At 55.2% G+C, this 25593-nt stretch carries 24 protein-coding genes and 1 tRNA gene; 5 read left to right on the forward strand and 20 right to left on the reverse strand.

Features of this window, described 5'->3' with window-relative positions; all coding sequences use genetic code 11:
• Positions 1-153: 153 nt before the first annotated feature.
• The 4 genes from AAER43_RS18610 to actS form a co-directional block, all read right to left on the reverse strand.
• A complete protein-coding gene (locus tag AAER43_RS18610) occupies positions 154-924 on the reverse strand; it encodes a DUF3800 domain-containing protein (RefSeq protein ID WP_050862325.1) in 771 nt (256 codons plus the stop codon).
• A gap of 60 nt (positions 925-984) precedes the next feature.
• On the reverse strand, positions 985-1335 hold the full coding sequence (locus tag AAER43_RS18615) for a hypothetical protein (RefSeq protein WP_050862326.1): 351 nt from the start codon (positions 1333-1335) through the stop codon (positions 985-987).
• 476 nt (positions 1336-1811) lie between these two features.
• Positions 1812-1885: transfer RNA gene (locus AAER43_RS18620), tRNA-Gly, on the reverse strand.
• 80 nt (positions 1886-1965) lie between these two features.
• Positions 1966-2709 carry an amidase activator ActS gene (actS, locus tag AAER43_RS18625; RefSeq protein ID WP_041163068.1) on the reverse strand — a complete coding sequence of 248 codons (744 nt, stop codon included), beginning with the start codon at positions 2707-2709 and terminating at the stop codon, positions 1966-1968.
• Positions 2710-2873: 164 nt separating this feature from the next.
• On the opposite strand from actS, the gene idi reads away from it, so the two are divergent.
• Positions 2874-3416, forward strand: a complete 543-nt coding sequence (idi, locus tag AAER43_RS18630; protein ID WP_014885129.1) for an isopentenyl-diphosphate Delta-isomerase — start codon at positions 2874-2876, stop codon at positions 3414-3416.
• A 38-nt stretch (positions 3417-3454) separates the two neighbouring features.
• Here the strand turns inward: idi and lysS are convergent, their stop codons facing one another.
• From lysS to xerD, 5 genes are all read right to left on the reverse strand, one after another.
• Positions 3455-4972, reverse strand: coding sequence for a lysine--tRNA ligase (gene lysS / locus AAER43_RS18635; protein ID WP_014885130.1), 1518 nt, complete (start codon positions 4970-4972; stop codon positions 3455-3457).
• Positions 4973-4981: 9 nt separating this feature from the next.
• Positions 4982-6080 (reverse strand): peptide chain release factor 2 gene (gene prfB, locus AAER43_RS18640; protein ID WP_096059326.1). Its coding sequence is split into 2 segments (ribosomal slippage): positions 4982-6004 and positions 6006-6080, totalling 1098 coding nucleotides; the frame shifts between segments, so codons are not numbered across the junction.
• Between the two features lie 90 nt (positions 6081-6170).
• Positions 6171-7904: a single-stranded-DNA-specific exonuclease RecJ gene (gene recJ, locus AAER43_RS18645; protein ID WP_023331239.1), complete on the reverse strand. Its 1734-nt coding sequence runs from the start codon at positions 7902-7904 to the stop codon at positions 6171-6173.
• A gap of 5 nt (positions 7905-7909) precedes the next feature.
• Positions 7910-8623: a bifunctional protein-disulfide isomerase/oxidoreductase DsbC gene (gene dsbC, locus AAER43_RS18650; protein WP_014885133.1), complete on the reverse strand. Its 714-nt coding sequence runs from the start codon at positions 8621-8623 to the stop codon at positions 7910-7912.
• 28 nt (positions 8624-8651) lie between these two features.
• Positions 8652-9548 carry a site-specific tyrosine recombinase XerD gene (gene xerD, locus AAER43_RS18655; protein WP_050862327.1) on the reverse strand — a complete coding sequence of 299 codons (897 nt, stop codon included), beginning with the start codon at positions 9546-9548 and terminating at the stop codon, positions 8652-8654.
• A 101-nt stretch (positions 9549-9649) separates the two neighbouring features.
• Between xerD and fldB the strand changes: the two genes are divergently transcribed.
• The gene (gene fldB, locus AAER43_RS18660) at positions 9650-10171 is read left to right on the forward strand and encodes a flavodoxin FldB (RefSeq protein ID WP_050862328.1); all 522 of its coding nucleotides are present in this window, start codon (positions 9650-9652) and stop codon (positions 10169-10171) included.
• Between the two features lie 5 nt (positions 10172-10176).
• Here the strand turns inward: fldB and AAER43_RS18665 are convergent, their stop codons facing one another.
• Positions 10177-10587 carry a protein YgfX gene (locus AAER43_RS18665; RefSeq protein WP_014885136.1) on the reverse strand — a complete coding sequence of 137 codons (411 nt, stop codon included), beginning with the start codon at positions 10585-10587 and terminating at the stop codon, positions 10177-10179.
• The gene (gene sdhE / locus AAER43_RS18670) at positions 10568-10834 is read right to left on the reverse strand and encodes an FAD assembly factor SdhE (RefSeq protein ID WP_010435322.1); all 267 of its coding nucleotides are present in this window, start codon (positions 10832-10834) and stop codon (positions 10568-10570) included. The genes AAER43_RS18665 and sdhE overlap by 20 nt, the downstream gene beginning before the upstream one ends.
• Positions 10835-11128: 294 nt before the next feature.
• On the opposite strand from sdhE, the gene ygfZ reads away from it, so the two are divergent.
• Positions 11129-12109 carry a tRNA-modifying protein YgfZ gene (ygfZ, locus tag AAER43_RS18675; protein WP_014885137.1) on the forward strand — a complete coding sequence of 327 codons (981 nt, stop codon included), beginning with the start codon at positions 11129-11131 and terminating at the stop codon, positions 12107-12109.
• An 84-nt stretch (positions 12110-12193) separates the two neighbouring features.
• On the opposite strand, the gene AAER43_RS18680 is transcribed toward ygfZ, so the two are convergent.
• Positions 12194-12853, reverse strand: a complete 660-nt coding sequence (locus AAER43_RS18680; protein WP_023331242.1) for a hemolysin III family protein — start codon at positions 12851-12853, stop codon at positions 12194-12196.
• Positions 12854-13118: 265 nt separating this feature from the next.
• Between AAER43_RS18680 and AAER43_RS18685 the strand changes: the two genes are divergently transcribed.
• Both AAER43_RS18685 and AAER43_RS18690 read left to right on the forward strand, forming a co-directional pair.
• Positions 13119-13850 carry a MurR/RpiR family transcriptional regulator gene (locus AAER43_RS18685; RefSeq protein WP_014885139.1) on the forward strand — a complete coding sequence of 244 codons (732 nt, stop codon included), beginning with the start codon at positions 13119-13121 and terminating at the stop codon, positions 13848-13850.
• A gap of 116 nt (positions 13851-13966) precedes the next feature.
• Positions 13967-15400, forward strand: a complete 1434-nt coding sequence (locus AAER43_RS18690; protein ID WP_050862329.1) for a 6-phospho-beta-glucosidase — start codon at positions 13967-13969, stop codon at positions 15398-15400.
• An 88-nt stretch (positions 15401-15488) separates the two neighbouring features.
• Here the strand turns inward: AAER43_RS18690 and AAER43_RS18695 are convergent, their stop codons facing one another.
• The 8 genes from AAER43_RS18695 to AAER43_RS18730 all read right to left on the reverse strand — a co-directional run bounded on the left by AAER43_RS18695 (position 15489) and on the right by AAER43_RS18730 (position 25519).
• The gene (locus AAER43_RS18695; protein WP_014885141.1) at positions 15489-16232 is read right to left on the reverse strand and encodes an SDR family oxidoreductase; all 744 of its coding nucleotides are present in this window, start codon (positions 16230-16232) and stop codon (positions 15489-15491) included.
• A 70-nt stretch (positions 16233-16302) separates the two neighbouring features.
• Complete coding sequence (gene gcvP, locus AAER43_RS18700) at positions 16303-19176, reverse strand: aminomethyl-transferring glycine dehydrogenase (RefSeq protein ID WP_050862330.1); 2874 nt, start codon at positions 19174-19176, stop codon at positions 16303-16305.
• A 124-nt stretch (positions 19177-19300) separates the two neighbouring features.
• The gene (gcvH, locus tag AAER43_RS18705; protein ID WP_014885143.1) at positions 19301-19690 is read right to left on the reverse strand and encodes a glycine cleavage system protein GcvH; all 390 of its coding nucleotides are present in this window, start codon (positions 19688-19690) and stop codon (positions 19301-19303) included.
• A 23-nt stretch (positions 19691-19713) separates the two neighbouring features.
• Positions 19714-20808 carry a glycine cleavage system aminomethyltransferase GcvT gene (gene gcvT, locus AAER43_RS18710; protein WP_014885144.1) on the reverse strand — a complete coding sequence of 365 codons (1095 nt, stop codon included), beginning with the start codon at positions 20806-20808 and terminating at the stop codon, positions 19714-19716.
• Positions 20809-21205: 397 nt separating this feature from the next.
• On the reverse strand, positions 21206-22408 hold the full coding sequence (ubiI, locus tag AAER43_RS18715) for an FAD-dependent 2-octaprenylphenol hydroxylase (protein ID WP_023337733.1): 1203 nt from the start codon (positions 22406-22408) through the stop codon (positions 21206-21208).
• 12 nt (positions 22409-22420) lie between these two features.
• Positions 22421-23599 (reverse strand): 2-octaprenyl-6-methoxyphenyl hydroxylase, encoded by a 1179-nt coding sequence (ubiH, locus tag AAER43_RS18720; protein ID WP_050862331.1) that lies wholly within the window; start codon positions 23597-23599, stop codon positions 22421-22423.
• Positions 23596-24909 (reverse strand): Xaa-Pro aminopeptidase, encoded by a 1314-nt coding sequence (gene pepP, locus AAER43_RS18725; RefSeq protein WP_100246826.1) that lies wholly within the window; start codon positions 24907-24909, stop codon positions 23596-23598. The genes ubiH and pepP overlap by 4 nt, the downstream gene beginning before the upstream one ends.
• 31 nt (positions 24910-24940) lie before the next feature.
• Positions 24941-25519 carry a YecA family protein gene (locus AAER43_RS18730; RefSeq protein ID WP_014885148.1) on the reverse strand — a complete coding sequence of 193 codons (579 nt, stop codon included), beginning with the start codon at positions 25517-25519 and terminating at the stop codon, positions 24941-24943.
• Positions 25520-25593 lie beyond the last annotated feature (74 nt).

A 25593-nucleotide genomic window follows, 5' to 3' on the forward strand; every position in this document is an offset into this window, starting at 1 on the left:
TGTTAATAATCCTGTTGTTGGTTTTAGTGACACTACTACTGCGTAGAACCAAACACGACAGTATGAAAACCATCCTTAGATACGTGAAAGACGATGAGAACTGAGGCACCCTCTATCTGAGGAAAACAAGCCGTACGGTGCGAACGGCGGGGATTAGGCCAGCTCATACCTATGTACAGGCGGAACGCTGTAATCAGGACGAATACTCTTAGAACCCGGCATAGCTCGCATCTCTTGCGGGAAGTGCCAGATATTGAAATCTTTATTCGGGAACGTATCGTAATGGAACGCATCCCAGCCAAGCACAGCAGCCATCCGTTCAAACGCAAGCTCTTTAGCCACTGACAGCTCCAGCCGTGGGTTAAGGTACTTCAAGTACCCAGAGTTCACAGCCCCAGTCAGGATGTCTACAACCTGCAATCCCAGATGGTGCTTAGAGTCGTGCATCGTTACAGACTTAACCAGCTTCTTCATCCCTGCCCTAGCCAGCATATGGTTAGCAACAATGCCCGTCACCTCATCATTCTTTTTGTACTTATCAATCTTCTGGTCAATGATGACTTCAACGTCACTCTTCATCTGCTTAGCAACGTTCTTAACGAGCATCGTGTACGTTTGGTAGAAAGCCAGCTCCCTATCTGTTTGCCAGTTGTTGTACAGGTTCTTCACAACGACAATCGAGTGAAAGCAGCATGAGTTCTTGAGCACCATAGCCAACAGCTCAATGCAGATGTTTGCCTGCCCCGCACTGTTCTTGATCTTCGACCACTTCAACTCACCAACGATGCCGTACTTGTCTTTCAGCTTCTGGACTCTCTCATTGAAGATGTGCAGCGTATCTTTACGCACACACAGCAAGCCAATGCCGTAACAGCGGTCACTCCCTGTCGTACCACTCTCATCACCAAAAGCCACGTATTCCATGCACAATACCCACTTAAAATTGAATGGGTATTTTATGCCCAACCCAAGCGGCAAGCAACGCTACTTGAGGTACTCTGGCACGTACCCTTCTGGAAGCTTATCCCGGAGCAATTTCCACAGCTCAAACGCTTCTTCTGTCTCATACGTGCTCAAACCGTAACGTTCACCATCCTTCCACACTCCTTCAAGTGTTTCGTACAGCCAGCCAAGCTCCATCCCCATAACTTCATCCACATGCCGAACAAGCAAGTTAGCCCTAGCCCGTCCAGCTTTCCAGCGTTCTTCTCTATCCTCCGAAAGGATGTCACCGAACTCACCTGTAGCAATCCGCGTATCCACGTACGCTGTGTAGTACCGAATCAGCAACAGCCGGGTTTTCATCAGCTCATAGTCTTCACTCAGGTTCATCATATTCATTTCCTCAAGACGCAGGGATGCCTAATGCCCGGTTGGTGATACAGGGCACAGCAGGATGCTTTGCATCCTTCCTCTTTAATCCGTAATGTTCAATCAGCCAAGTCTTATCAGGGTGCTCGTGTATCCTCAGCGGGAACCGTGAGCCAGACGGAGACAGAGCCTACATATCGTGTGTAGGTACGCTTTGGTGCGCAAGCACACCGGAATCACCATAAACCTGTTTATCCCGTCCAACGCTTCACAGCGGGAACGTGCAGAACATCGGGCAAATGCGCTAAGCTGATTGCTTCCAGTGAGTGGGGTTCATGTTGGGCTATCGCAGTACAACCGTTGAAACTACTGCCAGTGCAAGTGTATGCTCTCTGGGTCTACATTCACTGTCACGACAGAGACATCCAGAACTGCATCTAGCGTTGTACATTACACTGTGCCAGTCAGCTAAATAATTGAATTACAGAGACTTTAAGGAGTGGAGCGGGCGAAGGGAATCGAACCCTCGTATAGAGCTTGGGAAGCTCTCGTTCTACCATTGAACTACGCCCGCTTTGAGGTGCGTAAGGCATTATAGACCTTACGCCTCTTCATACAAGCCTCTTCACCACTAAGTGGCGATAAAATAATCACTTAGCACTTCGGCTTGCTGCCGGGTGCAGGAAGATAACGCTGCGGATCGATGGCCGTCGCCTTATAACGAATCTGGAAGTGCAGCTTCACCGAATCCGTTCCCGTGCTGCCCATGGTGGCAATCTTCTGCCCTGCTTTGACGTTTTGCCCGTTATTGACCAGCATCGTGTCGTTGTGCGCATAGGCCGTGATGTAGTCTTCGCCATGCTTAATCATGATCAGGTTACCGTAGCCGCGTAGCTGGTTACCGACATAAACCACCTTACCTGCGCCTGAGGCATAAACCGGCGTACCGCGTGCAGCGGCGATATCAATGCCTTTGTTACCCCCTTCAGACAGGGAGTACGGCAGCACCACTTTACCGCTGGCTGGCCAAATCCAGCAGCGTTGACCGACCGGTGGCCAGGAGGACTGCGGCACCGCATAGGATGGCGTCACTTTGGCGGTTTTGCCTTTCGCAGAAGATTTTTTACCCGAGGTCGAACTGCCGCTAACCTTCAGCTTCTGCCCCACTTCGATGGTATACGGTGGAGAGATGTTATTCAGACGCGCCAGATCCTTCACGCTGGTCCCCGTCGCACGCGAAATCCGATACAGCGTGTCACCGCGCTTAACGGTGTAGACCGAACCGGAATAGCTGCCCATATCCGAAGATTTACTCCCCGAACAGCCGGCCAGTAATAATGTCAGCGTCAGGCAAAAAATGGCGATGATGGGGTTTCTCGTCAGGCTTCCTGCAAACAAAACAGATCCTCGGTCAGCGTGAATGGCGCCCTATGATACCAGCCCTGGCAGAAATGGGTCAGCCCTTTTCCGCTCTGTGGGTCAAACCGTTCGTATAAGAATGCCGTATAATACTGCTCTGCTGATGGTGCAGAACCATCCGCATCGTTGGCACTGGAGCACGAATGAGTATTCAAGAACACGTTATTTTGGTAAACGACCAGGGAATGGTGATTGGCACTCAGGAAAAGTACGCCGCACACACCACCCAAACCCCTCTGCATCTGGCCTTCTCCTCCTGGCTGTTTAACGCCGAAGGGGAGTGTCTGGTCACCCGACGCGCGCTAAGCAAAAAAGCCTGGCCGGGTGTCTGGACGAATTCCGTCTGCGGGCACCCTCAAACCGGTGAAAAGACGGAAGAGGCGATTATCCGCCGCTGCCGCTATGAGGTTGGCGCTGAAATCACGGCGATTACCCCCGTGGCCGCCGAGTTTCGCTACCGCGAAACCGATCCTTCCGGGATTGTGGAAAATGAGATTTGCCCGGTATTCGCGGCACGCATTACCAGCGAACTGCGTATTAATCACGAAGAAGTGATGGAATTTGAATGGGTTAAGCTGGAATCGTTGTTCCACGCCCTAAACGCCGCGCCCTGGGGTTTCAGCCCGTGGATGGTGCTGGAAGCAACGGTCGCACGAGACGCTTTGAGAGCGTTTGCCGCGCAATAAAAAAGCCCCTTTCGGGGCTTTTTTTACATCTTAACGCCTTATTTCACCGGACGCATCGCCGGGAACAGGATCACGTCACGGATGGTGTGGCTGTTGGTGAACAGCATGACCATACGGTCGATACCAATACCCAGACCCGCCGTTGGTGGCAGGCCGTGCTCCAGCGCGGTCACGTAGTCTTCGTCGAAGAACATCGCTTCGTCATCGCCCGCTGCTTTCGCATCAACCTGATCCTGGAAGCGCTGCGCCTGATCTTCCGCATCGTTCAGCTCGCTAAAGCCGTTGCCGATTTCACGGCCGCCGATGAAGAATTCGAAACGGTCAGTGATTTCCGGGTTCTCGTCATTACGACGCGCCAGCGGAGACACTTCAGCAGGGTATTCGGTGATGAAGGTCGGCTGAATCAGGTGCGCTTCGGCCACTTCTTCGAAGATCTCGGTCACGATACGGCCCAGACCCCAGCTCTTCTCTACCTTGATACCGATGCTTTCCGCGATCGCTTTCGCAGAGTCGAAGTTATCCAGATCCGCCATGTTGGTTTCAGGACGGTATTTCTTGATTGCTTCGCGCATGGTCAGTTTTTCGAACGGCTTGCCGAAGTCGAACACTTCTTCACCGTAAGGGACCTGGGTGGTGCCCAGAATGTCCTGCGCCAGGGTACGGAACAGGGATTCGGTCAGCTCGATCAGATCTTTATAATCTGCATACGCCATATAGAGTTCCATCATGGTGAACTCTGGGTTATGACGAACGGAGATACCTTCGTTACGGAAGTTACGGTTGATCTCGAATACGCGATCAAAGCCACCTACCACCAGACGCTTCAGGTACAGTTCCGGCGCGATACGCAGGTACATGTCCAGGTCCAGGGCGTTATGATGGGTGATGAATGGACGGGCAGACGCACCGCCTGGAATCACCTGCATCATCGGGGTTTCCACTTCCATAAAGTCGCGGTTCACCATGAACTGGCGAATACCGGCCATGATCTGGGAGCGAATTTTGAAGGTCTTGCGGGATTCATCGTTAGAGATGAGATCCAGATAACGCTGACGATAGCGCGCTTCCTGATCCTGCAGGCCGTGGAATTTGTCCGGCAGCGGACGCAGCGCTTTGGTCAGCAGACGCAGCTCGGTACAGTGGATAGACAGTTCACCGGTTTTGGTTTTGAACAGTTTACCTTTCGCGCCAAGGATATCGCCCAGATCCCACTTCTTGAACTGCTCGTTGTAGATGCCTTCCGGCAGATCGTCACGGGAAACATACAGCTGAATACGGCCACCCACGTCCTGCAAAGTCACGAAGGAGGCTTTACCCATAATACGACGGGTCATCATACGGCCAGCAACGGCCACTTCGATGTTCAGCGCTTCCAGCTCTTCGTTCTCTTTACCGTCGAAGTCAGCGTGCAGTTGGTCTGAGGTGTGGTCACGACGAAAATCGTTCGGGAACGGCACGCCCTGCTCACGCAGCGCTGCCAGCTTCTCGCGGCGGGTTTTCAGTTCGTTGTTAAGATCGACTACCGCGTCAGCGCCCTGTGCTTGTTGTTCAGACATGTTGGTTCCTCATAACCCTGCTTTCAAACTTGCTTCGATAAATTGGTCCAGGCTGCCGTCCAGCACCGCCTGCGTGTTACGGGTTTCAACCCCGGTACGCAGGTCTTTGATGCGGGAGTCATCAAGGACGTAAGAACGGATCTGGCTGCCCCAACCGATGTCGGACTTGTTATCTTCCATCGCCTGTTTCTCAGCATTTTTCTTCTGCATCTCCAGCTCATAAAGCTTCGCTTTCATCTGCTTCATGGCCTGGTCTTTGTTCTTATGCTGGGAACGGTCGTTCTGGCATTGTGTTACCAGCCCGGTTGGAATGTGGGTAATACGCACCGCCGATTCCGTACGGTTAACGTGCTGACCACCCGCACCGGAGGCGCGATAAACGTCAATACGCAGGTCCGCCGGGTTAATTTCGATATCAATATCTTCGTCAACTTCCGGGTAAACAAACGCCGAGCTGAAGGAGGTATGGCGACGGCCACCGGAGTCGAACGGGCTCTTACGCACCAGACGGTGAACGCCGGTCTCGGTACGCAGCCAGCCGTAGGCGTAGTCGCCAATGATCTTGATGGTGACGGATTTAATACCGGCCACTTCACCTTCAGACTCTTCGATGATTTCGGTTTTGAAGCCGCGCGCTTCTGCCCAACGCAGGTACATACGCGTCAGCATGCTGGCCCAGTCCTGCGCTTCGGTACCGCCAGAACCTGCCTGAATATCGAGGTAACAGTCAGCGCTGTCGTATTCGCCGGAGAACATACGACGGAATTCCAGCTGCGCCAGCTTCTCTTCCAGCACGTCGAGTTCTGCCACGGCTTCGTTAAAGGTTTCTTCGTCGTCGGCTTCGACGGCCAGCTCGAGCAAACCGGAAACATCTTCCAGCCCCTGAGCCATTTGATCCAGCGTATCTACGATAGCTTCGAGAGAGGAACGCTCTTTACCCAACGCCTGTGCGCGTTCAGGTTCGTTCCAGACGTCCGGCTGTTCCAGCTCGGCGTTTACTTCTTCAAGACGCTCTTTCTTGGCATCGTAGTCAAAGATACCCCCTAAGAACGTCAGAGCGCTCCGTGAGGTCCTGAATACGGTTTTTTACCGGATTAATTTCAAACATGGTCTGTTTTCTTTTATGGACTTGTCAAAATGCGGTGATAAGAGCGGGATTGTACCGAATCCACGCCCTTTTTTATAGAGATTACTGCCGCTAAATTGGCCAGATATTGTCGATGATGATCTGAAGGGTGCGGTTTCCGCGAAACTCGTTGATATCCAGTTTGTATGCCAGTTCGACCTCGCGCACGCCGTTGTCCGGCCAGATGGCCGTATCGACGTTGAAGGCGATGCCGTCCAGCAGCGGTCCGCCGCCAACGGGCTCAACCATGACTTTCAGATGACGCTCGCCGACGATACGTTGCTGAAGCAGGCGGAAACGGCCGTCGAACAGCGGTTCAGGGAACATCTGTCCCCACGGACCTGCATCGCGCAGCATCTGCGCCACGTCCATTGTCATCTCATGCGGTGAGAGCTCGCCGTCGGACACCACTTCTCCCTGCAACAAGGCAGGGTCTATCCAGTCGGTGACCAGTTCACCAAATAGCCGCTGAAATTCGTCAAATTTCGCCTCTTCCAGCGACAGACCCGCCGCCATCGCATGGCCGCCAAATTTGATCATCAGGCCCGGGTACAGCGTATCCAGACGCTCCAGTGCATCACGCATGTGAAGACCCTGAATCGAACGGCCAGAGCCTTTCAGCGTGCCGTCACCAGCCGGGGCAAACGCGATCACCGGGCGGTGGAAGCGCTCTTTAATGCGCGAGGCCAGAATGCCAACCACACCCTGATGCCACTCAGGATGATACATCGCCAGCCCGCCCGGCAGCGTTTCACCGCTGCGTTCGAGTTTTTCGCAAAGGGTCAGCGCTTCGACCTGCATTCCCTGCTCTATCTCTTTACGGGTCTGGTTCAACGCGTCGAGCTCATTGGCCAGGACGCGCGCTTCGCCGATGTTATCGCACAGCAGCAGCGCCACACCGACGGACATATCGTCCAGCCTTCCGGCAGCGTTCAGACGCGGCCCGAGGGCAAAACCCAAATCACTTGCCGCCAGCTTGAGCGGATCGCGGTTGGCAATTTCCAGCAGCGCCTTAATCCCCGGACGGCACTTGCCCGCGCGAATGCGGCTTAAGCCCTGCCAGGTCAAAATACGGTTATTGGTATCGAGCGGCACGACGTCCGCGACGGTACCCAGCGCCACCAGGTCGAGATATTCGGCCAGGTTTGGTATGGCGATACCGCGTGATTCGAACCAGCCCTTATCACGAAGCAGGGTCCGCAGCGCCAGCATCAGATAAAACGCTACCCCCACACCGGCGAGAGATTTTGACGGGAAATCGCAGTCGCGCAGGTTGGGATTGATGATCGCTTCAGCGTCCGGCAATGTTTCACCCGGCAAGTGGTGATCGGTGACCAACACCGGGATCCCCAGCGCGTGCGCATGATCGACACCTGCATGGGAAGAGATCCCGTTATCAACGGTCATGATCATCTGTGCCCCGCGGGCGTGAGCCTGATCGACTACTTCCGGGCTGAGGCCGTAACCGTCTTCAAAGCGGTTCGGCACAAGGTAAGTGACGTTATCGCAGCCCAGCGCGCGCAGACTCAATACGCTCAAGGCCGTACTGGTTGCGCCATCTGCATCGAAATCCCCTACCACCACAATACGCGTTCCCTCACGGAGCGCGTTGTAGAGCATTTCGATGGCTTTTTCGATGCCGTTGAGCTGCTGCCAGGGCAGCATCCCTTTGACGCTGCGTTCAAGATCCTCAGCACTGCGCACGCCGCGGCTGGCGTAGAGACGCTTCAGCAGGGGTGGGAGATCGTCTGGCAAATCAACCGGTTCAACCGCCTCGCGGCGGCGCAATTTTATCGGGGCTTTCACGCGGATTATTTACCACCAAACTGTTTCTGGTGCGCGTCGAGGAACTCTTTCATCTCTTTTGGTCCCTGGTAACCCGGCACAACATAGCCATTGCTCAGGACAATCGCTGGCGTACCGCTTACGCCGAACTGCACGCCCAGCGCGTAGTGGTTAGCAATATCGATATCGCAGGACGCAGGCTTAACCTCTTTACCGCTCATCGCATCGTCAAACGCTTTGTTGCGATCTTTCGCACACCAAATCGCTTTCATGTCTTGCTCTGGCTGGCTCTGCACGCCTGCACGCGGGAAGGCCAGGTAACGCACGGTAATGCCCAGCGCGTTATAGTCTTTCATCTGCTCATGGAGCTTGTGGCAGTAGCCACAGGTGATGTCGGTGAAGACGGTAATCACATGTTTTTCCTGCGCCGCTTTATAGACGATCATCTCTTTTTCGAGCGCATTCAGGTTTTTCATCAGCAGCTGGTTGGTGACATTGACCGGCTGCGCGCCGCTCACGTCATACATTGGCCCCTGAATAATATGTTTGCCGTCTTCGGTGACATACAGCACGCCGCTGTTAGTCAGTACCGTTTTCATCCCGGCAACCGGTGCAGACTGGATGTCGCTGCTGGTAACGCCCAGTTTAGCCAGTGACTGTTTAATAGCGGCGTCATCCGCATGGGCGAACCCGGTAAAAGAGGCTGCCAGCAGGGTGAACAGCGCGAAAGACTTTTTCATAGTTGATCCCGTTACAATTTGTCGGCACTCACGCACGAGGGTGGTGCTGTTGGTGTAGCTGCCGCAGGCGTTCCGTCGCGACATGGGTGTAAATTTGCGTCGTAGAAAGATCGCTGTGTCCCAGTAGCATCTGCACCACGCGTAAATCTGCGCCGTGGTTTAACAGATGCGTCGCGAAAGCGTGACGCAATACGTGCGGCGAAAGCTTTTCACTGTCGATACCCGCCAGTGTGGCGTAATGCTTGATGCGATGCCAGAACGTTTGTCGTGTCATCTGCTGTGCGCGCTGGCTCGGAAACAAGACGTCGATAGACACGCCATTGAGCAACCATGGACGGCCATGCTCAAGATACGTTTCCAGCCAGTAAACCGCTTCTTCTCCCAGCGGCACCAGCCTTTCCTTATTTCCTTTACCGATGACGCGCACCACGCCCTGACGCAGGCTGATGTCGCTCATCGTCAGGCCAACCAGTTCAGAGACACGCAAACCGGTAGCATACAATAGCTCAAGCATGGCTTTATCGCGTAACTCCAGCGGCAGGTCAACAGCAGGTGACTGTAATAATCTCTCAACTTGTGCTTCGCTGAGATCTTTCGGCAGCCGCTGCGGGAGTTTAGGGGACGCCAGCAGCGCACTCGGATCGTCTTCCCGAATCTTCTCACGGTAGAGATGCTGGAACAGCCGACGCATCGCGCTGAGCAAGCGTGCAGAACTGGTGGCCTTATAGCCCCCTTCAACCCGTTCCGCGAGCAGCGCCTGAAGGTCGCCGCTTTGCGCACTCGCCAGCGATAATTCGCGACGCGCCAGCCACTCCACCAGCATGGTGAGATCGCGCCGATAGGCACTGAGCGTGTTCTCGGCCAGATTTTTCTCCAGCCACAGCGCATCGAGAAACTGTTCAACGAGTGCGAGATCCTTTTCCACATCGGCCCCTTTGATTCTGCAGTCAGGCCATTATGCCTGATTGCGACTGGTTTCTGGTACACTACGCACAAAGTCAAAGCATGAATTGAGATAGTTACGCGATGAATATTGGTCTTTTCTATGGTTCCAGCACCTGCTACACCGAAATGGCGGCAGAGAAAATTCGCGACATCATTGGCCCCGAACTGGTGACGTTGCATAACCTGAAAGATGACGCGGTCGCGCTGATGGAACAGTACGATGTACTGATCCTCGGCATCCCAACCTGGGATTTTGGTGAGATACAGGAAGACTGGGAAGCCATCTGGGATCAGCTCGATTCAGTCAATCTCGACGGCAAAATCATTGCGATGTACGGCATGGGCGATCAGTTGGGCTACGGCGAATGGTTTCTTGATGCACTTGGCATGCTGCATGACAAACTGGTACCGAAAGGGGCGACGTTTATCGGCTACTGGCCAACCGAAGGATACGAGTTCACCAGTCAAAAACCGATCATTGCCGACGGCCAGCTGTTTGTCGGACTCGCGCTGGATGAAACCAATCAGTACGATCTCAGCGACGAGCGCCTGCAGGCCTGGTGCGAACAGATACTTGGCGAACTGGCAGAAAAATTTAGCTGAGTGGGTTACTCCTGCGTCGGCTGTTGCAACAACATCCGGCGCAGATCTCGCCATTCTGAAGCATCCATACTGTCAGCCGCCAGCCACAGGTGCTGGCAACGTCCGCCGTCCACATTGCGTAACCGTAACATCATGCCGGAGTTGAGCATCCATGGCATACCCAGAATATCCCACTCTTTTCCCTGCCAGCGCAGGCGGGAATCCATCAGTAACTTGATCTCACCCTGACGAGCATTAATGCGACGCTGGCTGCGTACGCTGTCAAAAACGACAAACGAAAGTAACAGCAGCCACAGCGGTGTATAGCTCAGGGGCCATGGCATGAGTAGCACGATGGCCGCAACCAGGCCGTGGAGCATTAACGACATCCACTGCGAGCGCCACGAGACGCGAAGATCAGATTGCCACAGGACCACGTTCCCGATTCCGTGTTTGAATTAATTGCACCATCCGTTGCAACTCGGTGTCGGCGGGTTTGCCGTGGTTCATCAGCCAGTTGAATAAATCCGGATCGTCAGACTCAAGCAGGCGAACAAACAGCCGCTTATCATCATCGCTTAAGCTGTCATACTCATATTCGAAGAAAGGCATGATGGAAATATCAAGTTCACGCATGCCGCGACGGCATGCCCAGTGAATACGGGCCTTGTTGTTAATATCCATGTTCAGTTTCCTGCATTACGTTTGGCACAGTCGGGCCCCCGTTCAGTGTTCTTTATTTCTCTACGGGGACACCAGCTAGTGTAACGTGTTTTTGACCGTTTCATTACTGGAATATTGCGATCAACGAGCAGGCTTCCAGAATAAACCCTACAAAGACAGCGGATTACACTATTTTGCGTAGCGCTACGTATAACCGGTTTATGGCACAAATGGTCTGCTGAAAGCGCTTGCATTGCCAGCAGGCTCTTTTACCATTAGGCATTATCAAAGCGTTAAGCAATTCAGGATATCGTTATGGCATTTACACCATTTTCTCCTCGCCAGCCCGCCGCCTCTGCGCGTCTGCCGCTGACGCTTATTTCTCTTGATGACTGGGCGCTGGCGACGCTCGCCGGCGCCGACGCCGAAAAATACCTCCAGGGCCAGGTCACCGCCGACGTCAGCCAGATGACCGAACACCAGCACCTGCTGGCGGCGCATTGTGACCCCAAAGGCAAAATGTGGAGCAATCTGCGTCTTTTCCGCCGTCAGGACGGTTTTGCCTTTATTGAACGCCGCAGCCTGCGAGATGCGCAGCTCAAAGAACTGAAAAAGTATGCAGTCTTTTCCAAAGTCACTATCGTCCCGGACGACGAACATGTTCTGCTGGGCGTGGCGGGCTTCCAGGCACGTGCCGCGCTGAAAAATCTGTTTGCTGAGCTGCCGGATGCAGAAAAACAGGTCGTCAGCGAGGGGGCCACCTCCATCCTGTGGTTTGAACATCCGGCGGAGCGCTTCCTTCTTGTCACGGATGCCGCAACCGCCGAACGCGTCACCGAAGCACTGCGCGGCGAAGCGCAGCTCAACAACAGCCAGCAGTGGCTGGCGCTGAATATTGAAGCCGGTCTGCCGATCATTGACGCCGCCAACAGCGCGCAGTTTATTCCACAGGCTACTAACCTGCAGGCGCTGGGCGGCATCAGCTTTAAAAAAGGCTGTTACACCGGCCAGGAGATGGTGGCGCGTGCAAAATTCCGTGGGGCAAATAAACGTGCACTGTGGACACTGGCAGGTCATGCCAGCCGCGTACCGGAAGCGGGTGAAGATTTAGAGCTGAAAATGGGCGATAACTGGCGCCGTACCGGCACCGTGTTAGCCGCCGTACAGCTGGATGATGGTCGTCTTTTAGTCCAGGCCGTCATGAACAACGACATGGAAGCCGACAGCGTGTTCCGCGTGCGTGATGATGCGAATACGTTGAGTATTGAGCCGTTACCGTATTCGCTGGAAGAGTGATGCTGTATCGCCCGGTGGCGCTGCGCTTACCGGGCCTACCGATCCCGTAGGTCGGGTAAGGCGAAGCCGCCACCCGACAACAAACTACACCTGCCCCACATACAAATAAATCGCCAAAAAATGGCACACGCTGCCGCCCAGTACAAAACCATGCCAGATAGCATGATTGTATGGAATGCGCTTGCAGACGTAGAAAATGACGCCCAGCGAGTACACTACGCCTCCCACTGCCAGCAACGTTACCCCGCCAACCGCCAGCTTAATCGCCAGTTGATACACCACAATTAGCGACAGCCAACCCATGGTCAGATAGGTCACCAGTGACAATACTTTAAACCGGTGTGCAATGGTTAGCTTGAAGAGGATCCCCAGCAGCGCCAGGCTCCAGATGACAATCATCAGTCCGCGCGACAGCGGCGAGTTGAGCCCCACCAGCAGAAAAGGCGTATAGGTTCCTGCAATAAGCAGATAGATAGCACAGTGGTCAAATTTCTTGAGCCATATCTTGGCCCGTTGATGCGGAATCGCGTGATAGAGCGTCGACGCCAGGAATAACAGGATCATGCTTCCGCCATACAGGCTATAGCTGGTAATCGCCATCGCGCTGGCATTCGTATCAACCGCCTGTACCAGCAATAACACTAAACCGACTATCCCAAACACCAGGCCAATGCCATGGCTGATGCTGTTGGCTACTTCCTCCGCCAGTGAATATCCCTGTGCGATTAATGGTCTGCTCGCCATACAAAACTCCGGGAAACTAAAGATGATTATTCATCGCATGACTATGCTAACTGAGAATGATTCCAGTGAACACCTGTTAGCTAAAATATTTTCCATGTAATTTTTTTACAATAAAAATCAAAAGCATAGATATATTTTTCACCTGACATTTGTTCACATTAAAATTTATGCGTTATGAATCAATAGCATAAAATTAGATCCTGCCGTCTGGCTGCATGTTATGATGGTTAAACGAGGTCTGAATGAGAGTTTTGCCACTGTGAGTATGTTCACCCACTCCGCCATTGCCAGTCTCAATAACCTGGAGATGATGGTCTACAACTATGTCATTAAAAACCGTGACAAAGTGATGTACATGACCATCCGTGAACTGGCGGATGCGGCGGGCGTCTCAACCACCACCATCCTGCGCTTTTGCCGTAAGCTCAACTGTGAAGGGTATTCTGAGTTTCGCGTGCGCTTTAAGCTCTATCTTGAACAGAACGAACCTCAGCAGGCGAATTTCGGCGCCAGCGAAATTATCAGTTTCTTTAAAAGCGTGAATAATGAAGAGTTCGACGCTTTACTGGATGACGCGGTAAATATCATTCTCTCTTCGGAGCGAATTATATTTGTCGGCGCAGGGACATCAGGATCGCTGGCAAAATACGGTGCCCGTTTCTTTTCGAATATCGGAAAATTCAGCAACCATATTGATGACCCTTATTTCCCGGTCACCAATGATATGGCGAAAAATGCACTGGCAATTGTGCTCTCTGTGTCGGGCGAGACCGAGGAGATCCTGCGCTTCGCCAGCCAGTTCAGCCTGCATCACTGCAAGGTTCTCTCCATTACCAGCCATGAACACTCACGCCTGGCAAAACTGGCGGACTTTAATCTCTCCTGGCACGTTCCCCAGACGCGTATTGCAGGCGTCTACGACATCACCACACAAATCCCCGTTATCTATATTCTGGAATCTCTCGGACGCAAACTGGCGAAGAAACTGGCGGAATAAAACATCCTGTTTTTTTGATGTGACAAATCACAATTTCCGCGAATTGTTATATCGTGACATTCAATTTCGCTTTGCTAGACTCAAAACCAATACGTCATTTATTGAGAATAGCAGCGATGAAAAAATTGACCTTACCGAAAGATTTTCTATGGGGCGGTGCCGTTGCGGCGCATCAGGTTGAAGGCGGCTGGGACAAAGGCGGCAAAGGGCCAAGCATCTGCGACGTACTGACCGGCGGGGCGCACGGCGTGCCGCGCGAAATCACGCAGGACGTAGTGCCGGGTAAATACTACCCAAATCACGAGGCCATCGACTTCCACGGCCACTACAAAGATGATATCAAGCTGTTTGCCGAGATGGGCTTCAAATGTTTCCGCACCTCGATTGCCTGGACGCGCATCTTCCCGAAAGGTGACGAAACGCAGCCAAACGAGGAAGGGCTGAAGTTCTATGACGACATGTTCGATGAGCTGCTGAAATACAACATCGAGCCGGTGATCACCCTCTCCCACTTCGAAATGCCGCTGCACCTGGTGCAGGAGTACGGCAGCTGGACCAACCGTAAAGTGGTCGATTTCTTTGTACGCTTCGCGGAAGTGGTTTTTGAGCGCTACAAGCACAAGGTCAAATACTGGATGACCTTCAATGAAATCAACAACCAGCGTAACTGGCGTGCGCCGCTCTTTGGTTATTGCTGCTCAGGCGTGGTCTATACCGAACATGAAAATCCGGAAGAGACCATGTACCAGGTGCTGCACCACCAGTTTGTGGCGAGTGCCCTGGCGGTGAAAGCCGCGCGCCGTATCAATCCGGAGATGAAAGTCGGCTGCATGCTGGCCATGGTGGCGCTCTATCCGTTCTCCTGCAAACCGGAAGACGTGATGTTCGCCCAGGAATCCATGCGCGAGCGCTATGTCTTTACCGATGTTCAGCTGCGTGGCTACTATCCGTCTTACGTACTGAATGAATGGGAGCGCCGCGGTTTCTCCATCAAAATGGACGCAGGCGATGAGCAGATCCTCCGCGAAGGTACCTGCGACTACCTGGGCTTCAGCTACTACATGACCAATGCGGTGAAAGCGGAAGGTGGCACCGGTGACGCGATTTCTGGCTTCGAGGGCAGCGTAACTAATCCGCACGTCAAGGCGTCCGACTGGGGCTGGCAGATTGACCCGGTGGGCCTGCGTTATTCCCTGTGCGAACTATACGAACGCTATCAGAAGCCGCTGTTTATCGTGGAAAACGGCTTCGGTGCCTACGATAAGGTGGAAGAGGATGGCAGCATCAACGATGACTATCGTATCGACTACCTGCGCGCCCACGTTGAAGAGATGATCAAAGCCGTCACCCACGATGGCGTGGATCTGATGGGCTATACGCCATGGGGCTGCATTGACTGCGTGTCATTCACTACCGGCCAGTACAGCAAGCGCTACGGTTTTATCTACGTCAATAAACACGACGACGGCACCGGCGACATGTCGCGTTCCCGTAAGAAAAGCTTCGAATGGTATAAAGGCGTGATTGCCAGCAACGGCGAGCAACTTTAACGCCGTAACGCCGGGCGGCGCTACGCTTGCACCGGCCTACAAAACCTGCGAATCGTAGGCCGGGTAAGGCGAAGCCGCCACCCGGCGTTTATTTCCCGCCCGCCAGTTCAATAAAACTGCCCGTCACGTATGATGCCTTCTCGCTCAGCAGCCAGACTATCGCCTGCGCGACCTCTTCCGGCTGGCCGCCGCGCTGCATCGGCAGTAACGATTTCACGCGATCCACCCGCCCCGGCTCCCCACCAGACGCGTGAATATCGGTATAAATCAGCCCGGGCCGCACGCAGTTTACGCGGATACCCTGCGCCGCTACCTCCAGCGATAATCCGGTAGTCAGGGAATCTACCGCGCCTTTGGAGGCCGCGTAATCGACATACTCCCCCGGCGCGCCCAGACGAGACGCGGCAGAGGAGACATTGACAATCGCGCCACCCTTGCCGCCATGTTTGTGCGACATGCGCTTTACCGCCTCACGGCAGCAGAGAAAATAGCCCGTGACATTGGTGCTCAGCACGCGGTTAATGCGTTCAGCGGACAGATTCTCAATAGTGGATTGCTCAAACAGGATGCCTGCATTATTGACCAGCGCGGTAAGGGGCTCACCTTCGCGATCGAGGCTGTCAAACATGGCCATGACCTGCGCTTCATCGCTAATGTCTGCACGCAGGGCAAATGCTTTTCCACCCGCCTCAACGATCTGATTGATGACGTCCTTTGCGGCTTTGATATTGTGGTGATAGTTCACCGCCACGGTATAACCTTCGCGAGCCAGTTGCAGCGCGGTGGCTTTGCCAATGCCGCGGCTGGCGCCGGTGACCAGTGCAATTGCCATTGTCTTCTCCCAATAAAAAAGCCGGGTGGCGGCTTCGCCTTACCCGGCTTACGTTACTACAGCAAAAAAATTACTGGTATTCGCTCATCGGCACACAGGAGCAGAACAGGTTACGGTCGCCGTATACGTCATCAAGACGCTTCACGGTCGGCCAGTATTTATTCGCCACGCCTGCCGGGAAGACAGCCAGTTCACGGGAATAACCGTGATTCCACTCGGCCACCATCTCGTGCTGGGTGTGCGGAGCGTTAACCAACGGGTTATCTTCCAGCGTCCATTCGCCGTCCTGCACGCGGTCTATCTCCATGCGGATGGCCAGCATCGCGTCAATAAAGCGGTCCAGCTCGGCTTTGCTTTCAGACTCCGTTGGCTCCACCATCAGCGTACCCGCAACCGGGAACGACATGGTTGGTGCGTGGAAGCCGTAGTCGATCAGACGCTTGGCGATATCCAGTTCGCTGATACCCGTCGCTTCTTTCAGCGGACGAATATCGAGGATGCACTCGTGTGCCACACGCCCATCGCGACCGGTGTAAAGCACCGGGAAGGCCGACTTCAGGCGAGTCGCAATATAGTTAGCATTCAGGATCGCGACCTGGCTTGCCTGTTTCAGCCCTTCCGCGCCCATCATGCGGATGTACATCCAGCTGATTGGCAGGATTGAAGCGCTACCGAACGGTGCAGCAGAGACCGCGCCCTGACGGGTCAGCATACCTTCAATCTGCACGACGCTGTGACCCGGCACGAATGGCGCCAGGTGCGCTTTCACGCCGATAGGCCCCATGCCCGGACCGCCACCACCGTGTGGGATGCAGAAGGTTTTGTGCAGGTTCAGGTGCGACACGTCCGCGCCGATGAAGCCCGGAGAGGTAATGCCCACCTGAGCATTCATGTTCGCGCCGTCGAGGTACACCTGACCGCCGAACTGATGCACCACTTCACACACTTCGCGGATGGTTTCTTCGTACACGCCGTGAGTCGACGGGTAGGTCACCATGATGCAGGAGAGCTTATCGCCCGCCAGCTCGGCTTTCGCGCGCAGGTCGGCCAGGTCGATGTTACCGTTCTTATCACACGCCACGACCACCACTTCCATGCCCGCCATCTGGGCAGACGCCGGGTTGGTGCCGTGGGCAGAGCTCGGGATCAGGCAGATATCACGGTGGCCTTCGTTACGGCTTTCGTGATAGTGACGGATTGCCAGCAGCCCCGCATATTCACCCTGCGCGCCGGAGTTCGGCTGCATACAGAGCGCGTCATAACCAGTCAGTTTCACCAGCCAGTCGGAAAGCTGGTTGATCATGACATGATATCCTTCCGCCTGCTCTGGCGGGCAGAACGGGTGCAGCTCGGAGAACTCAGGCCAGGTGATAGGGATCATTTCTGCCGCGGCGTTCAGCTTCATGGTGCACGAGCCCAGCGGGATCATCGCCTGGTTCAGCGCCAGATCTTTGCGCTCCAGAGAGTGCATATAACGCATCATCTCGGTTTCGCTGTGATAACGGTTGAACACAGGATGCGTCAGGATAGCGTCATTGCGCAGCATGCTCTCCTGAATAGAGCGGCTGTCATGCGCGACCTCTTTGTCCAGCGCATCAATATCCAGACCGTGCGCATCGCCCAGCACGACATTAAACAGGTTGACGATATCGTCGCGCGTGGTGGATTCATCAAGGGTGATGCCCACGGCGTGATGAATGTCGCTGCGCAGGTTAATTTGTGCGGCATCCGCACGTGCCAGCACCACCGCTTTATCTGCGACGTCAACGCACAGCGTGTCGAAGTAGTGCTCATGACGCAGCTTCAGGCCTTTCTGCTGCAGGCCACAGGCCAGAATATCCGCCAGACGGTGGATGCGGCCGGCAATGCGTTTCAGCCCAACCGGGCCGTGGAAGACGGCGTACAGGCTGGCGATGTTTGCCAGCAGAACCTGAGAAGTACAGATATTAGAGTTCGCTTTCTCGCGGCGGATATGCTGCTCGCGAGTCTGCATCGCCATGCGCAGCGCGGTGTTACCGGCGGCATCTTTCGATACGCCAATAATGCGGCCCGGCATGGAACGTTTAAATTCATCTTTCGCGCCAAAGAATGCCGCGTGCGGTCCGCCGTAGCCCATCGGCACGCCGAAACGCTGGGCCGAGCCGAATACAATATCCGCACCCTGTTTGCCCGGAGCCGTCAGCAGCACCAGCGCCATAAAATCAGCGGCAACGCTGACCACCACTTTGCGGGATTTCAGCTCGGCAATCAGTGCGCTGTAATCATGCACTTCGCCGGTGGTACCCACCTGCTGTAACAGCACACCAAAGACGTCCTGGTGATCCAGCACTTTGTCAGCGTCGTCGACAATCACGTCAAAACCAAAGGTTTCCGCACGGGTACGCACCACGTCCAGCGTCTGCGGATGCACGTCCGCCGCCACGAAGAAGCGGTTGGCATTTTTCAGCTTGCTGACGCGTTTTGCCATCGCCATGGCTTCAGCTGCCGCGGTCGCTTCATCCAGCAACGAGGCGGAAGCGATATCCATCCCGGTCAGGTCGAGCGTCACCTGCTGGAAGTTCAGCAGCGCTTCCAGACGGCCCTGGGACACTTCCGGCTGATACGGGGTATAGGCGGTGTACCAGCCCGGGTTTTCCAGCATATTACGCAGGATAACCGGCGGTAACTGCACGTTGGTGTAGCCCATGCCAATGTAAGACTTATAGCGCTTGTTAAGGCCAGCGATGGCCTTCAGCTCCGCCAGTGCGGCGAATTCCGTGGTGGCTTCTCCCACCTGAGGCGGCGTGGCAAGCTGGATGTCTTTTGGCACGATCTGGCCGATCAGTGCGTTTAATGAATCCGCGCCAACCGTTTTCAGCATCTCCTGCTGTTGCTGAGCATCCGGCCCAATGTGACGTTCAATGAAAGCGCCACGGTTTTCAAGCTGGCTTAAAGTCTGTGTCATGAGCGATGGTTCCTGAAACGTGCAGTGAATTTAAGTTCCCTCTCCCCTCGGGAGAGGGTTAGGGTGAGGGGAAGATGGGCACCCTCACCCCTGCCCTCTCCCGGAGGGAGAGGGGGATTAACAATTACTCGTCTTCTAACAGGGCTTCGTACGCGGTCGCATCCAGCAGCGCGGCAACCTGAGATTCGTCACTGGCTTTGATCTTGAAGATCCAGCCACCTTCATAAGGCTCGCTGTTCACCAGCTCCGGCGAATCGCTCAGCGCGTCGTTTACGGCCACAATTTCACCGCTTACCGGTGCGTAGATATCGGATGCTGCTTTAACGGACTCCGCCACGGCGCAGTCATCGCCCGCGCTCACGGTTGCGCCCACTTCCGGCAGGTCAACAAACACCATGTCGCCCAGCAGCTCCTGCGCATGCTCGGTGATCCCTACGGTGTAAGTGCCGTCCGCCTCTTTGCGCAGCCACTCGTGTTCTTTGCTGTATTTCAGTTCTGCTGGCACATTGCTCATTGAAGTTCTCCTGATAAAAATAGTTAGGCGACCGGCTTACCGGCGCGAACAAAAATCGGTTTGGTCACGTTGACCGGCATTTCGCGGTTGCGGATTTGCACCACCGCCGTCTCGCCAATGCCCGCCGGCACGCGAGCCAGTGCAATACTGTAGCCCAGCGTCGGGGAGAAGGACCCGCTGGTGATCACGCCTTCGCGCGGATTGCCGTCGGCATCGGTAAAACGCACCGGCAGTTCTCCGCGCAGCACGCCTTTTTCCTTCATCACCAGGCCAACCAGCTGTTCAGTGCCCTTCTCGCGCTGCATTTCCAGCGCTTCGCGGCCAATAAACTCACGGTCAGCGGGTTCCCATGCGATGGTCCAGCCCATGTTGGCCGCCAGCGGAGAGACGCCTTCGTCCATCTCCTGACCGTAGAGGTTCATCCCCGCTTCAAGGCGCAGCGTATCGCGCGCGCCCAGGCCAGCCGGCTTCACGCCCGCTTCCACCAGCGCACGCCAGAAATCAGCTGCTTTCTCGTTTGGCATGGCAATTTCATAGCCCGCTTCACCGGTATAGCCGGTCGTGGCAATAAACAGATCGCCCGCCTGCACGCCAAAGAAGGGCTTCATCCCTTCGGTGGCTTTACGCTGCTCGTCGCTGAACAGAGACGCGGCTTTCGCCTGCGCGTTCGGCCCCTGCACGGCAATCAGCGACAGATCGTCACGGACGGTGATGTCGATGGCATAAGGTTCGGCGTGTTGGGTGATCCAGGAGAGGTCTTTTTCGCGGGTGGCGGAGTTTACAACGAGGCGGAAGAAGTCTTCGGTGAAGTAGTAGACGATAAGGTCATCAATCACGCCACCCGAGGCGTTCAGCATACCGGTATAGAGCGCTTTCCCCGGTGTCTTCAGCTTCGCGACATCGTTCGCCAGCAGATAACGTAGAAACTCCCGGGTGCGGCTACCGCGCAGATCGACAATTGTCATATGGGACACGTCGAACATACCGGCATCGGTGCGCACCGCGTGGTGCTCATCAATTTGCGAGCCGTAGTGCAGCGGCATCATCCAGCCATGGAAATCCACCATGCGGGCGCCGCATAACACGTGCTGTTCGTACAAAGGAGTCTGTTGAGCCATCTTGTCCTCGTTGAAAAATTCACCGTGAAACCCGGTATCGGCCTCGTTTCCGAATGCCGACGCAAACGTTCTCTTTTACCTGAACTTACCACCGAAACCGGCGGTTAACCATAAGGTAAAACGGGTCATCACATTAGCTTATGACCAAAAAACGCTGAAAAGCCTACAGAGTTATTCACTGGAAAAATGCGATTAACCCCGCACAAAATTAACAATGATCTAACAGGATTTAGCACATGGTGATATTTCATGCGGAAAAACGGGCCGAATTTCCGTCACATAAAAATCATGACATTAGATTATCTAATGCGAAAAATGACGTGGAATTAGAATATTTCAAACGAGGGAATTTTCCCGGCACAGAGGCCGGGAAAAGAAAGTGTGACGGGGGTCTATTTTATTTCAGCCAGTCCGGCAGGTCGTTAAGACCCATCGCCTGACGCAGGAGTTGAGGTTTGACGCCAGGGAGGGTATCGGCGAGCTTGAGCCCAATATCACGCAGCAGTTTTTTCGCCGGATTTGCCCCGGCAAACAGCTCGCGGAAGCCCTGCATGCCTGCAAGCATCATCGCCGCACTGTGCTTGCGGCTGCGCTCGTAGCGACGCAGATACACATGCTGCCCAATATCTTTACCCTCTCGCTGCAGACGACGCAGCTCTTCTACCAGCTCCGCCGCATCCATAAAGCCGAGATTAACGCCCTGCCCGGCCAGCGGATGAATGGTATGCGCCGCGTCGCCCACCAGCGCCAGACGGTGCGCGGCAAACTGACGCGCATAGCGTCCGGTTAAGGGGAAGACCTGACGCTCGCTCTCAAGAGTACAAAGCCCCAGACGGTTATCAAACGCCACGCACAGTGCCTGGTTAAAGGCCTCTGGCGTCGCCTCCTGCATCTGCTGCGCTTTTTCCGGCACCAGAGACCAGACAATTGAGCAGAGATGCGGATCGCTTAACGGCAGGAATGCCAGAATGCCGTCGTTGTGGAAAATCTGGCGCGCCACGCCGCCGTGCGGCTCTTGGGTACGGATCGTCGCCACCATGGCATGATGGCGGTAATCCCAGTAGGTCAGCGGAATATCCGCTTTATTGCGCAGCCAGGAGTTAGCGCCATCGGCACCGACCACCAGACGCGCGGTGAGCATATCGCCACTTTGCAGGGTGATAAACGCCTCGTTTTCGCCCCACGCAACCTGCTGGATTTGCGCAGGCGCAACCAGCGTTACGTCGCTGCACTGCTGAGCTTTCTGCCACAGCGCGTGGTGGATCACCGCATTCTCAATGATGTGACCCAGATGGCTATAGCCCATGCTTTCATCATCAAAAGCAATATGACCAAAGCTGTCTTTGTCCCATACCTCCATGCCGTGATAGCAGCTCGCACGCTGGGCTACGATATCTGACCAGACGCCAAGGCGCGTCAGCAGCTTTTCGCTGGCCGCATTTATTGCCGACACGCGGAGTTCCGGCGGGGCATCAGGTGCGACGGGCTGAGGCTGCTTTTGCTCCAGCACGGCCACACGCAGGCCGCTGCCTTGTAATCCGCAGGCCAGGGCCAGTCCAACCATTCCGCCGCCAACGATGGCAACATCAACATTTTGCACAGTGATAACTCCTTAACGCGCGACCCAACCCAGGGTCCGCTGCGCCAGCACGTCGCGTGCCGGAATGAACAGTTCCATCGCCATCAGCCCGAGGTTGCGACCGGCAACCAGCGGCGCCCAGCGATTGGCAAAGAGATGGACTAAACCATCGGTAACGCCGATTGTCGCCTCTTTATCGGCCTGACGTCGCTTCTGGTAATGGCTGAGTACCGGGTATGTGCCGCAATCTTTCTGTTCGCTCCACGCTTGCGAAAGCGCTTCGGCCAGGCTCATCACATCCCGCAGACCCAGATTAAAACCCTGACCCGCTATGGGGTGAAGCGTTTGCGCGGCGTTGCCGACCAGCGCCACGCGGTGCGAAACAGACTGTGATGCGGTAGTTAACGACAGCGGGTATACCGCACGTTTTCCCGCATGGGTAATGCGACCCAGCCGCCAGCCAAACGCTTTCTGCAGTTCACTGCAAAAACGTTCGTCGGACCAGGCCTTAACGTCTTCCGCCTTTTCCTGCGGATGGCACCAGACCAACGAGCAGCGACCATCCGACATCGGCAGCATCGCCAGCGGACCGTGCTGCGTGAAGCGCTCAAACGCCCGGCCGTTGTGTTCTGCGGCAGTAGAGACGTTCGCAATGACCGCAACCTGCCCGTAAGGCTGCTGCTGCCACTCAACGCCGCACTGGGTTGCGAGCGCCGAGCGCGACCCGTCCGCCGCCACAAGAAGCTGGCCGTCGAGAACGGTGCCATTATCCAGCGTCACGCTGACCGTTTCTTCACTGCGGGTAAAGCTCGCAACGCGTGACGGACAATGCAGGGTCACGCCTGGCGCGTCCTGCAACAGACGAAACAGGCGCAGGCCAACATCATGGAGTTCAACGACCTGACCCAGGGCGTCAATACGATAATCATGGGCATCCAGCGTCACAAACCCGGCATGACCGCGATCGCTCACATGCACGGTATGAATGGCGGTGGCGCAGTCGGCAATCGCCTGCCAGATGCCAATTCGGGAAAGCTGTTGGCAGGTTCCCTGCGCCAGGGCAATGGCGCGAGAATCAAAGCCGGGGTGATTCTTCGTTTGTGGTGCAACCGCCTCAACGAGATGCACCGGAAGCTGCCCCTTCGTCAAATGCGAGATCGCCAGTGCCAGGGTGGCACCGGTCATGCCGCCGCCAACGATAATCACGCTCATACGCGTGCCGCTGCCATCAGCGCCTCAATATCGTCTGCGTGTTTCACCACGCTCGCGGTCAGGTTTTCGTTACCGGTTTCGGTAATGACGATGTCATCTTCAATACGAATGCCAATTCCGCGGTACGCTTCGGGCACATCGGCATCCGGCGCGATATACAGCCCCGGCTCGACGGTCAGCACCATGCCCGGTTCCAGCACGCGTGAACGGTCGGTACCGTACGCCCCCACATCATGCACATCCAGCCCCAGCCAGTGGCTCAGGCCGTGCATAAAGTACGGACGATGCGCATTTTCGGCGATCAGGGTGTCCACGTCGCCTTTCAGGATGCCAAGCTTCACCAGTCCGGTAATCATGATGCGCACAACTTCGCCGGTCACCTCCTGAATGGACGTGCCCGGGCGATACAGCGTGAGCGACGTTTCGAGTGATTCGAGAACGATGTCATAAATTGCTCGCTGCGCGGGCGAGAACTTACCGTTCACCGGGAAAGTACGGGTGATGTCACCCGCGTAGCCCTGATATTCGCAACCGGCGTCAATCAGCACCAGATCGCCATCGCGCAGCGCACTTTCGTTTTCGGTGTAATGCAGAATGCAGCCGTTCTCCCCGCCGCCGACAATGGTGTTGTATGACGGGAAGCGCGCGCCGTGACGGTTAAATTCGTGATGAATTTCGCCTTCCAGCTGGTATTCGAACAGACCAGGACGGCATTTTTCCATGGCGCGGGTGTGTGCCAGGGCGCTGATTTCGCCAGCGCGGCGCATCACGTTCAGCTCTTCTTCAGATTTGAACAGGCGCATCTCATGCACCACCGGACGCCAGTCCGTCAGCGTGGCCGGCGCGGACAGATTCTGACGCGAGCCTTTGCGCAGCTTATCCAGAGCGGTGAAAACAATCTCATCGGCGTACGCATATTCGCCCTGCGCGTGATAAAGCACGTCGAGGCCATTGAGCAACTGATAGAGCTGCTGATTGATTTCGCTAAACGCCAGCGCGCGGTCGACGCCCAGCTTCTCCGGTGCGGCCTCTTGCCCTAAGCGGCGGCCAAACCAGATTTCAGCGGTTAAATCGCGTACGCGGTTAAAAATCACGCTGTGGTTGTGGGTGTCATTACTCTTAATCAGCACCAGGACCGCTTCCGGCTCGTTAAAGCCGGTGAAGTACCAGAAATCGCTATTCTGGCGATAGGGGTATTCGCTGTCGGCACTGCGCGTCACTTCCGGCGCGGCAAAAATCAGCGCCGCACTGCCGGGCTGCATTTTTGCCAGCAGCGCCTGACGACGGCGCAAATACTCTTGTTGCGAGATAACCATGACACCCTCCTGTGCGTTATTTTTCTTAATGTAAGGTTGGCTTACGAACTTCCGGCGCGGTCGGCTGTGAGCGCGTAAAGTTGTCGTGGCACAGCAGAGCCGCCACGCGCACGTACTCAATAATCTCTTCGAGGGACATTTCCAGCTCTTCCTGGTCTTCCTCTTCATCGTAGCCGAGCTGGGCGATGTTACGCAGATCGTCGATCGCTTCACCCGCTTCGCCGGTCACTTTATCAAGCTTAGGCTGGGTTACGCCCAGGCCAAGCAGATAGTGGTTTACCCAACCCGCGAGCGCATCGGCACGATCGAAGACGCTGACGTCATCACCTTCAGGCAGATAAAGCTGAAAAAGGAAGCCATCGTCCTCCAGCGAATCACTGGTTGCCGCATGCATTTTACGCAGCGATTCTGCCAGCTCGTGGCCAAACGCCAGCCCTTCGTTCGTGAGGTCGTGGATCAGCGGCTGCCATGAGCTGTCGCTGTTTCCGCCGCACAGTATGCCGCTGATCAGACCGTGCATTTCGGCAGGGGTAAGTCCGACACCCTGCTGGTTCAGTAACTGGTTTAAATCCTTGTAACCAGGCATTTCGTTCTGTATAGACATACGCATTCGTCATCAAAGGGAGGATATTCATGATATGCTACCACTTTGGACCCTGGTGATACCAGAAAAGGGCT

The sequence above is a fragment of the Enterobacter sp. FUJ80071 genome (assembly GCF_038739915.1).
Taxonomy (GTDB): domain Bacteria; phylum Pseudomonadota; class Gammaproteobacteria; order Enterobacterales; family Enterobacteriaceae; genus Enterobacter; species Enterobacter kobei.